9 protein-coding genes and 1 riboswitch are annotated in these 10,231 nt (G+C 52.7%); of the genes, 5 read left to right on the plus strand and 4 right to left on the minus strand.

Annotated elements, in window-relative coordinates; translation table 11 throughout:
• Positions 1–111: 111 nt before the first annotated feature.
• The 3 genes from G463_RS20965 to G463_RS0116035 form a co-directional block, all read right to left on the minus strand.
• Entirely contained in the window at positions 112–1,272 is a 1,161-nt protein-coding gene (locus tag G463_RS20965; RefSeq protein WP_084171816.1) for an Nramp family divalent metal transporter, read from the minus strand.
• Positions 1,273–1,286: 14 nt separating this feature from the next.
• Complete coding sequence (locus tag G463_RS0116030; protein WP_026975962.1) at positions 1,287–2,537, minus strand: magnesium transporter; 1,251 nt, start codon at positions 2,535–2,537, stop codon at positions 1,287–1,289.
• Positions 2,538–2,701: 164 nt separating this feature from the next.
• Positions 2,702–2,869, minus strand: a riboswitch (M-box (ykoK) riboswitch).
• A 116-nt stretch (positions 2,870–2,985) separates the two neighbouring features.
• The gene (locus tag G463_RS0116035; RefSeq protein ID WP_245575928.1) at positions 2,986–3,735 is read right to left on the minus strand and encodes a transglycosylase domain-containing protein; all 750 of its coding nucleotides are present in this window, start codon (positions 3,733–3,735) and stop codon (positions 2,986–2,988) included.
• A 350-nt stretch (positions 3,736–4,085) separates the two neighbouring features.
• Between G463_RS0116035 and G463_RS0116040 the strand changes: the two genes are divergently transcribed.
• Both G463_RS0116040 and G463_RS21995 read left to right on the plus strand, forming a co-directional pair.
• Positions 4,086–4,598 carry a hypothetical protein gene (locus G463_RS0116040; protein WP_026975964.1) on the plus strand — a complete coding sequence of 171 codons (513 nt, stop codon included), beginning with the start codon at positions 4,086–4,088 and terminating at the stop codon, positions 4,596–4,598.
• Positions 4,599–4,635: 37 nt separating this feature from the next.
• Positions 4,636–5,976, plus strand: a complete 1,341-nt coding sequence (locus G463_RS21995; RefSeq protein ID WP_169725493.1) for a polysaccharide deacetylase family protein — start codon at positions 4,636–4,638, stop codon at positions 5,974–5,976.
• Positions 5,977–6,124: 148 nt separating this feature from the next.
• Here G463_RS21995 and G463_RS0116050 read toward each other — a convergent pair whose 3' ends face one another.
• Complete coding sequence (locus G463_RS0116050; RefSeq protein WP_026975965.1) at positions 6,125–6,661, minus strand: hypothetical protein; 537 nt, start codon at positions 6,659–6,661, stop codon at positions 6,125–6,127.
• 402 nt (positions 6,662–7,063) lie between these two features.
• Here G463_RS0116050 and G463_RS0116055 point away from each other — a divergent pair, with 402 nt between their 5' ends.
• From G463_RS0116055 to G463_RS0116060, 3 genes are all read left to right on the plus strand, one after another.
• Positions 7,064–8,593: a peptidoglycan-binding protein gene (locus tag G463_RS0116055; RefSeq protein ID WP_026975966.1), complete on the plus strand. Its 1,530-nt coding sequence runs from the start codon at positions 7,064–7,066 to the stop codon at positions 8,591–8,593.
• Between the two features lie 154 nt (positions 8,594–8,747).
• A complete protein-coding gene (locus tag G463_RS20975) occupies positions 8,748–9,821 on the plus strand; it encodes a phosphodiester glycosidase family protein (RefSeq protein WP_245575929.1) in 1,074 nt (357 codons plus the stop codon).
• 152 nt (positions 9,822–9,973) lie between these two features.
• The coding region (locus G463_RS0116060; protein WP_026975967.1) for a transposase at positions 9,974–10,231 on the plus strand (258 nt) is incomplete at its 3' end.

A 10,231-nucleotide genomic window follows, 5' to 3' on the forward strand; every position in this document is an offset into this window, starting at 1 on the left:
GCGAATCTTGCTGTTCTGGGTTATACTCATGCTGTAGATCTACCTCCTGATTAGTGGTGAGTGTCGACAACCCAACACTATCAGGAGTTTTTTATTGCCTCAAACCCGAAATTATTTCATTACAGGAATGCTGCCCATGATGTCCCGGTTGTTGACCAGCAGCATCATGCAGATGAGGACCACAGGCAGCAAAATGCCATTCACCTGCTGAGACCACAGGGTGATGGTAATGAGCGGCGCGTTCGGAATTAAGATAATTCCGGCGCCGAGCGCGAGAATAATGGTATACAGCACGTAAAACTGCGGCGCTTCTTTCCACCTGCGCTCGATGCCCGCCTCAAACCCAAACGCCTCACACACGTAGAACGCCGTGGCCACCGGCAGAATGGTGGCCGAAAACACGGACGCGACAAACAAGCCGAATGCAAAAATCTGGGATGCCATGGCGCCGGCCAACGGTTTCAGGGCGATGGCCGCGTCCTTCGCGTCTGCAATCTGCGTTCCATGTCCATTCACAAACAGGGTCGATCCGCACGCCACCATGATGAAAAACGCCACGGCGACGGTCGCTACACATCCAACCACCACATCCACGAGCGTGTACTTGTAGTCTTCGATGCGGAGGTTTTTCTCTATGACCGCCGATTGCATGTAGAACTGCATCCACGGGGCAATGGTGGTCCCCACCAGCCCAATCACCATGGACACCGAGTCGTGGTTGAAAGGGATGTGCGGATGCATCGTCGCCGCCGCGATGGCCCCCCAGTTCGGTTTCCCGGCCAATGCGGACACCACGTAAGACAATAGGGCAGCGCTGAAGATGAGAAACACTTTTTCCGCAAAACGATAAGATCCTTTGACCACCAGCAGCCAGACCGCGAAAGCGGTGATGGGAATGGCGATGTATTTGCTCACACCGAAGATTTGCATGCTGCCGGCCACACCCGCAAACTCCGTCATGGTGTTTCCAATGTCAGCCAGCAGCAGCCCAATAAAAATGAAAAACGTAACCTTGACACCCGCGTTTTCCCGAATGAGATCTGCGAGCCCCTTCCCGGTCACGATGCCCATGCGGGCATTCATCTCCTGCACAATGAGCAAGGCCACAAAGGCCGGAATCAAAGTCCAGATCATGTGATAGCCATACGTCGCGCCCGCCACCGAATACGTGGTGATACCGCCGGCGTCATTGTCCACACTGCCCGTGATGATGCCGGGCCCAATGAGGGCCAGAAAAAACAGCAACCGCTGAAACCATGTACGCAATGCCACGCAATACCCCCCCTTCAGAACCGTCCCCTACGCGATCTCTTGACGAGGCTCAGGACGTCATTCACCGTGACCATCCCGACCAAGGTCTTGGTATCATCCACCACAGGGACCGCCAGCAGGTTGTATTTTTCAAACACATCAAAGAGCACATCTTCATCGTCGGTATCCTGAACCGAGACGATGTTCTCGTCCGCCAAGCTCCCCAGCCTTTCCGACGGCTCCGCCAGAATCACGTCGCCCAGGGACACAGCGCCTGCCAACCGCCCGTCCTGGTTCACCACGTACAGGTAGTACATCCGGTCCGCCTCTGGCCTCATGGTTCGCAACGCCGCCAGTGCCTCCCCCGCTGTGACGGATGCCGCGAATGCCACGTAATCCGTGGTCATCACACTGCCCACCGAATCCTCTGGGTATTGGAGCAGCGTCCGGATGGCAGCCGTGGATGCTGGATGCATCACCTCCATGATTTGATTCGCACGGTCCTCCTCCAACTCCTCAAGAATGTCCGCAGCTTCATCGGACGGCAATTTCTCGAGAATGGCGGCCGCCTGTGGAACGGTCAGCTGTTCCACCACGGACACCTGCGCTTCGGTCTCCATTTCCTCCAACACATCCAACTTCGTTTCCTCGTCCAGCGAGGTAAACACGTCAAGCTGCGATTTCACATCCAACTCTTCCAGGATGTCCGCCAGGTCGGAGGGATGCATCGTCGCCAATTTGGAGGATCCCTTCGACAATCGAATCCCCTTCTGCCCGAAGTCAACGGTCTCCACCTCGTCCCACAGCAACAGGTTCGATGGAATAGACAGTCGGAGCGGCTTCAACAATCTTTTGATCGGCTTCGCCACCCCCAATCTCCGCAGAAAGCCCTCAAAGCCAACGTCCACCGCAATCACGTACGTGCCGCCAGACAACGTGGCGAGCCGTAAATCATTCACGCGAACGAGCTTGCGCCCGTCCACATCAATCAGTTGCTTATCCAACACATGCTTGGCCAGCATGAATGTGCTCTGCGCGCGGTTCGATACCGGGGTGACATCGCTGCACGTGACCCGGTATTGCGCGTTCACTTTTTCGATGTCCAGGGCCTCGAACGCGACAAACCGCGATTCGCGCCGACCGCGAATGCGCGCCGCGATAACCTTGGGCCGAATGGCATCTGCATCTACCACAAAGTCCTTGAGCCGCCCAACCACCTCACCGTTCGGCGTATACACACGATTCCCAAGCACGCGACTCAGATAAAACGTCGATCCGATTTTCATCGCCTTCCCCCCTTTGCCCACGTCCCTGGTATGCCCACCCCCGCGCAGCGTAACCTGCGGTCCTCGTTCGCTCGTTACCACGGCGCGGCGGACACCGTTTCGGGCAAAATAAAATCCCCCAACTGGCGTTAGGGGACAGATACAGTGCACATCACACAGCGCGGCATGGTCCCCTCTAGTTGAGCTTCAGCACTATGTGACGTAGAGAGTTTCACTCAGCCACGTTGAGTAAAGCCTTAATCCGGCAGTACCTGTTCTACCCATTGGCGTCTTTCGACGTTTCTGAGCAGTGGCCTGTGTTCACATAGACGCCTCGCCTAACGAGGACACGTTTGTGTTCACTTGTCGATTCCATTGTACGTCATGCGGTATGACGGGTCTACGGATCTCGAAGCTCCTGCTTGTTGTGCTGCAAGCAGAATGGAGAAGCGCACCCATGACAATATAACTACTCAACATTAGGGTTGGATGAGTAAACTGATGCCAACCGTATCGGTTGGCTGAAGATCTGCGCCCCCTGAGCCTGTGTGATCATCCCATCAGCCTCCATGCTCTGAACCACCATCCGCTGCCGCTCGCGAGCCAACTGCATGTTCACAAACGGATCGTAGTCGCTTGGGGCGTTCGGCAGTCCGGCAAGCAGCGTCAGTTCCCCGGCGTTGAGTTCAGACGGCGCCTTGCCGAAGTACGTTTGCGCTGCAGCGTACAAACCATAGGCACCATGCCCGAAATAGATGTCGTTGGCGTACAGCGCAAAGATCTCCTGCTTGGTCATCGTATCGTACACACCGATGGCGTACAGGGTTTCCTTCACCTTCCACATCAGGGATTTGGGCGTGGTGCTCAGGAGGGTGTTGTGCACCAACTGCTGCGTGATGGTGGAGCCACCCTGCAGAGGCCGCTGTTCTCGGATGTCCACCGTGATGGCACGTGCCATCCCCTGGAAATCCACGCCGACGTTCTTGAAAAAGCGCCTGTCCTCTGTCGCAATCACCGCATTCCGATACACCTCAGGTATCTGCTGATATGTGAGAAACCGGCTTTGATGTGCTCGCACCTGGGCCGTGACGTCGCTGCGGATTCGCGGCACAATGGGGTTGATGTGTGCAAAGTAGAACTTCAACCCAAACCAGGCGACACAGCCCAACATGCACAGACAGACACAGAGTTTCACCATCCGGATCATGAATCGGAGCACAAAAATCCCCTCACCCAACACGATGATATACCCACAGATGTATCCCTTCCTGAATGAATGGAGATGCCATGACGATAAGCAATGAACGTTGCCAGTGATATTTTACGCTTTGCAGAACGTCGGCGAATATGTGGGGAGAATGAAAAGGAAAACGGTGAGGGGATGTCGCCAATGAACAGACGTCATACAAGCGCAGATGGTTGCATTCGACAAAATCAATAAATCATCGGAATAGCCCTACAAAATGCGACAATATTTTAGTATAATCAATAATGGTGGGATCTCAAAGGGGTTTAATGCACTTTTACATAGATATATGAAAATCGAGGTGCGGTGGGGTATGCGCTTATTTGGTAGAGGATTCGGAAAACAATGCGCGAAACAAGGGGGATTGGGTAACACAAGTAGACATCGGCGAGGTGGCCGCTGCGGAACACCGTTCGGAATCCAACCTGTCCACACCGAAGATTGCTCCGGATGACCCGCTCGGAAACAAGTTTCTGGGCGTGGTTTTTGAATTGCTGGAAGCACGGGAAGTGCTCTTGAACCAGATTGCGGAGCGCGACGAAGAACTGCATCAGATGAAGACGAAGATACAGACCCTGTCCAATGAAAATCAATACCTGGAGCAAAAAATTGAACACCATTCCCGCGAGAACGCCAAGATGCAGGAAGTGCTCGCGGATCAAAAAATGAAGTATGAACAGTTGAAACAGGAGTTCGCGGTGTATCGCGAAGAAAATGAGAACAAGTTCAATGGGCTGCGAGAAAAACTGCGAGAGAAGGAATTGGCGCAAAGGGCGGCCTCCTTCGCCATTAGATCGGCCTCTGGTTCCCAGTGGAACAAAAATCAGCAACAGTAGAGAAATGGCGGGAAATTGGGATAAAGGGTGATCCATGTTGCGTATATTGGAGATCATCGATGTTGGAAAGGACACATCCGGTCCATTTCTCCTGTGCCAACTTCGCGAGGGTGATGAGGTTTCCCAGCTTCGTCTGAGCATAGATTCCGTTACATACCAGGGGATTCGAGCGTCCATTCCGGATCTCCCTGCATCGGGGAAAAGGTACAGACTATCCTTTGCCTCCTCCCGGCATCGGAGAAAGCGAAAACGGTATGGGTCCATCTCCATCATCGACGGGCACGCCATCCGCAGGGTGGTGGTTTGCGGATCGGACGTTTTCTTTCATCAGTTGACCCGCCTGCATCGGATGGAGCTGCATCCGCTGGCCGACGCATCCAATGGGTTGGGAGCCGGTACAAACGATGCGGATTTCCACGACGTGAAGGAAGTGGACACAGATCTGTCCACGGCTGAGACAGATGCACCGCATCGGAAATGGCGGATGTGGCTTCCCTGGGTCGGCGCTGTGACTGTGCTCTGCGTGGCATTGCCCGTCGGCCTATTTACAACGAAGGAATTCCACACGTTGGCACCCCCGACCGTCGCGACGACGAATGTTGGGAACCCGGTGTACAGTTCCACGGAGCGTGCCGCGAGCATCCCAGCGAAGACGATTCGGCCAGTGCCGCCGCAAAAGCCAGCGAGGGCGGAAAAGGCCGTTGGCAACGCCGGCAGGTCATCTGACACGAAGGCCGGGGCGGTCGCAAAGCCGAGTGGTAAACGGGTGCTCCAAACATCGCCGGGCGGTGTGATGTACCAGGTTCCCAGCGGGGACGTGGCGCTGACCATTGATGACGGCCCCACGGCGTATACCGCGGATATTGTCAGGGTTTTTCAAAAATACGGTGTTCCAGTCACCTTCTTTTTCGTCAGCAGCCGCATCTCGCAGTTCTCGGAGGGAATTCGAGCCGCGGTGGCCGCCGGTGACGTGATTGGATCTCACTCCGTATCGCACCCCATACTGACCAAACTCAGTGCAGCAGAGCAGAGGTTTCAAATCCTCGCCTCCCGAGCGGCACTGGAGAAATACGTCCCCTACCGGGTGACCCTGTTTCGTCCTCCGTACGGATCGTTCAACGGAACCACGAGCAGTATTCTGAAGCAGAACGGCATGGAATTGGTATTGTGGAATCGAGATCCCAGGGATTGGGCCGCAAAAAGCCCGGAGGAGATTGTCCATTCGGTCCTGGAGAGCCATCCGTCCGGAGGGGTGTATGACCTGCACGACACAAAGCTGACCCTGGAAGCGTTACCGGCCATCATCCAGGGTCTGAAAAAGATGGGACTGCACATCGTGTCCCTGTCGGCAAACGGATATCCAACCAACGGGAGCTGATTTCAGTTCCCTCGCGGATGGAGCAAGCTGTGGCTGGATGGCCATATCGGCCCCGACTGTTCCAAAGGGCCATGGCCGCTGCGCAAAGAGGACGCCCACTACAGTGTGCGTCCTCCCTCTGGCCGTCCCACATCGGGGACGTCGATGCTCAATGCACCTGGATGGTAAAATCTTTGTGAAACTGACGAGATCCCATGGTCATGGAAAACGCGGCTTGGTAGGTTCCCGCTTTCGCGAGGGTCGCCTGACCGGTAAAGCTGCCGCGTTCATCCGTCAAGTGGATGGTTTCATTCACCCCGTTCCCCGTAATCTGGACGATCCCCTCCGGCTGGGCGGGCGCTTGTCCATTTCCTCCTTGCGATCCGGCCCAATTCCCAACATGATGTTCGCTGGATCCTCCCCTATTTGCGCCGCCGTTCGGATGATTCGCACCCGAGTTCGGCCGCTGCATGGCAAAGGTCATGGTGAACGCCTTACCCGCCGAAACAGAGGACGGATTCGTGGTCATGGTGAAGTTGGGCTGAAAAGCGCCGCGTTGCCCCACGCGATGATTCATCGACGCGGCCCCGCTGGAGTTGGCCGCTCCTGTGGATGTCGTATTTCCAGCCGATCCCGCACCACACCCGGTCACGCTCATCAATACAATGCCACCCATGAGCACTGGAATCCACTTCGTTCGCTTCATATCGACTTCCCCTTACGTATGTGATCTCTACGAGAGTATTGTAGGTCGCCACAGATTAGGAAAGCCTGAGATCCATAAAAACAACAGCAAATCTCCACATCTTGACCACATTTCATCACAAGCAGTGCGTGTACATCGTCACGACGGTTGTCCAGTCCCCGAACAGGAGTCTCTTAAGTGTCGATGGATTGGTGCACCATCAAAACTGACACGGCTTTGTCCTGCGTAGATTTGAAGAAGAATGCACCATTAGATTAATATATGGGTACTGCGTATTCATTCACAGTCGGTACATTACGCGCATCGCGCTGAACTAACGAATGTTCTTTCTAGGAAGTATGCGTTGTTTACCTCTCCTAACGCCCACCTATTATCACTCCAAATATTATTAGGAGGTATACAATGAAGAACTCTCGTCGCATCGTAGGTATGACGTTGCCGGCCCTTTCTTTCCTGACAGCCCCGTGCATAGCATATGCCCAGACCGTTGCACACCCAGTTTTGAGCTATGGTTCTACCGGCTCAGCCGTTGTATTACTCCAACAAGATTTGAATAAATTGGGTTATTCCGTCGGATCCGTGGATGGAGATTTTGGCCCGAGAACTGAAGCGGAAGTAAAGGCGTTCCAAAGCGCACACCATTTGCAAGTAGATGGTATCGTTGGGCCTGCAACGTGGAATGCACTTGATGCAGCTGTAAAGGCGCCGTCCTTTACCAACGTGGACTTGCGCTTCTCGGCCCCTAGTAATATCAATGCGCAGAGCATCAATTCGTTTCTTACAAAGAATAACTCACCAATGGCAGGGTTGGGGCAATCGTTTATCGATGCTCAAAATACATACGGTGTTGACGCGAACTATCTCGTTTCTCACGCCATATTAGAAAGCTATTGGGGACGCAGCCAAATTGCATTGGCTAAAAACAACTTGTTCGGTTACGGCGCGTATGACGCAAATCCAGGGGATGACGCTGGGATGTTTCCTAGCGATGACTATGCGATTCGCTTTCAAGCCTGGGAAGTTCGTAACAACTATCTCACGCCGGGTGGAAGCGAATATGTATCCCCTACGTTGAACGGAATGAATGTGAATTATGCGACGGATCCACAGTGGGCTTCAAGTATTGCCAGCCTCATGAATGAACTCGCTTCGTATGTCGGATCGAGCGTCAATGCGTACCAACAATACCCCTCGACTCAAGCGGTTCCTCAGCCCCAAAGTACTGCAGAGCCCGTTTTCTACCTAAACGGTGCCACTGGCCAAACGAAATCGAACACCTATTATAAGGGGGTTCCATATTTTCCAAGTATGAGCGATGGTATAGATGACATGTATTTTGGTCCCATTCAATATGGGAGTTATGGACAGTCGGTCGTCGAAATCCAAAAATATTTAAACAAGAAAATGGGAGCCGGTTTGACAGTAGATGGACAGTTCGGCCCCAGCACTGAGGCAGCAGTCAAGAAGTTTGAAGCGGCTCATGGATTGAAGCAGGATGGTGTGTGGAGTTTTTCCATGTGGACGACCTACATCGATACCACCGCACCTCCGACTCTACCTGCAGGACAAGCTGTTGAGATTGATGAAATTGAGCAGGGCATGGCCGGTGGGTACGTTGTGCCATGGTATCACATCGCCAATGTAGGTTGGGTCGATTCGCAATATGTGAAGTTTACAAACGTGTATCGATTGACAGTCCCTAACCCAACAAGCACACAAACGTCCATCCCTGTTTACAGCTCGTCTGATGCAACGCATCAGATTGCTACCCTCCATAGCGGAGATTTTGTGGTCGCACAGTCTGCAAGTCCATCGAACGGGATGTATCAAATTCTATTCTGTGCTCAAACGGCCGACTCGGGTGCAACCCCTGGTACGCCCATAACCGGTTATGTGTCTGCCAAGAATGCGACATTAACAGCACAACCATGAAAGACCTTGACAGTCTCATCTGGCTTAGGGCCGGAACACTGCGGATCAGAGAAAAGGGCGACAAAAATCTACAAGGAATGGGACAAGGCTGGTTCCGGCCCCAATGTGTGATAGATGTTTGCTCCATCACACTCCAGCGAGGTGAACCGAACTGTTGAGGAAACAACATATAGCCCTTGGCATTTCTGCCACTTGTGGGATACTTTTATCCCTTTCATCCATCGTGTTCGCGTCATCCAAACCATCTTGGCAACAAGCCATCACCTCACACCACGTGGTGATTGATGGGGAACCGGTTCATTATGTGCGTATCAATGTGCATGATCCACATGTTTCTGTCCGACCAGTGGTTGCCAATCATACTTTTGGGACGACGACATCTCTTGCGAACATGGCAAAGAATGCAGGGGCAATTGTTGCTGTGAATGGGACATTCTTTAATTCATGGTCCAACGAGTTTCCCGATGGAGCGCTCAAGATCAATGGTCAATTTGAAAGTATTGGGGAGGGTACCATTCTTGGTATCGGTAACAATGGTCAACTGACGATGACACAGGCGAAAGAGTCTCTATCGGCAACCGTACAGGATGGAACAAATCCGATTTCTCAGCTCTGGCCGTGGTGCCTGAATGTGCCGAGTACTAATACCAATCGTGTAGATATTCTAACTCCGTACTTTGGTAAGACAACCAAAGATAAAAGCGCCACTGTAGTTGTAATTAAGCACAATCGAGTCGACAGCGTATCACGAGGAGTTACTGCGATTCCTGGCAGTGGTTTTGTTTTTGAGCTCGGAAGCGGGGAAAGTAAAACCCTTTTAAATCGAATTCATGTCGGAGATCCAGCAAATTTTGCGGTGAATGTTGAGAGTCTGAGCGGTAGCCCAATCAATTTTTCTCAATTTCCAAACGCCATCGGAGCTGGCCCCATGCTAGTCAACAATAATCAAATCGTATTAAATCCGAAAGTGGAGGGTTTTACTGATCCGACCCTGTTAAACAGCAACACGCTTAGAACTTTTGTCGGAATTGATTCAAGCGGTGACTTGATTTTAGGGACAATTCACTCGGCAACATTGTCCACCGAAGCAAAAATTGTACAGCATTTAGGCCTGAAAGAAGCTATGAATATGGATGGCGGAAGTTCTACTGGATTGTATTTTAACGGGCAATACATCACGAAACCCGGACGTAATCTGGCAACTGCGTTGGTTGTCTCGTACAAGTAACGCCTTCTAAATGTACCAAGCTAAAACCCTCATCGAAAAAAACACAAGTACTATCTCCTCCGTCAATCATTTTATGTTTTCTCTTCTTTATACTGGCCCCAGAGTCAACCCAGACAGAAGGGATGGGTTAAGATGAAGTAGAGGTGTTTATGATGCCGGGACGTAAGTGGACAGTGGACGAGAAGATGAACATCGTGCTCGAGGGCATGATGCCCGGTGCGAATATCAGCGAGGTATGTCGGCGGCATGGCGTGGCCCAGAGTCTGTATTACAGGTGGCGTGAAGCGTTCCTGACTGGTGGACGGGCTGGGCTTCAGTCCGGACCCTCTACGAGGGAGCAGGAGCTGGAGAAAGAGTTGCAGGAGGCTCGGGCTAAGATCGGTGAACTCACGATGCAGGTGGATGTGTTG

The sequence above is a fragment of the Alicyclobacillus contaminans DSM 17975 genome (assembly GCF_000429525.1).
Lineage (GTDB): Bacteria > Bacillota > Bacilli > Alicyclobacillales > Alicyclobacillaceae > Alicyclobacillus_A > Alicyclobacillus_A contaminans.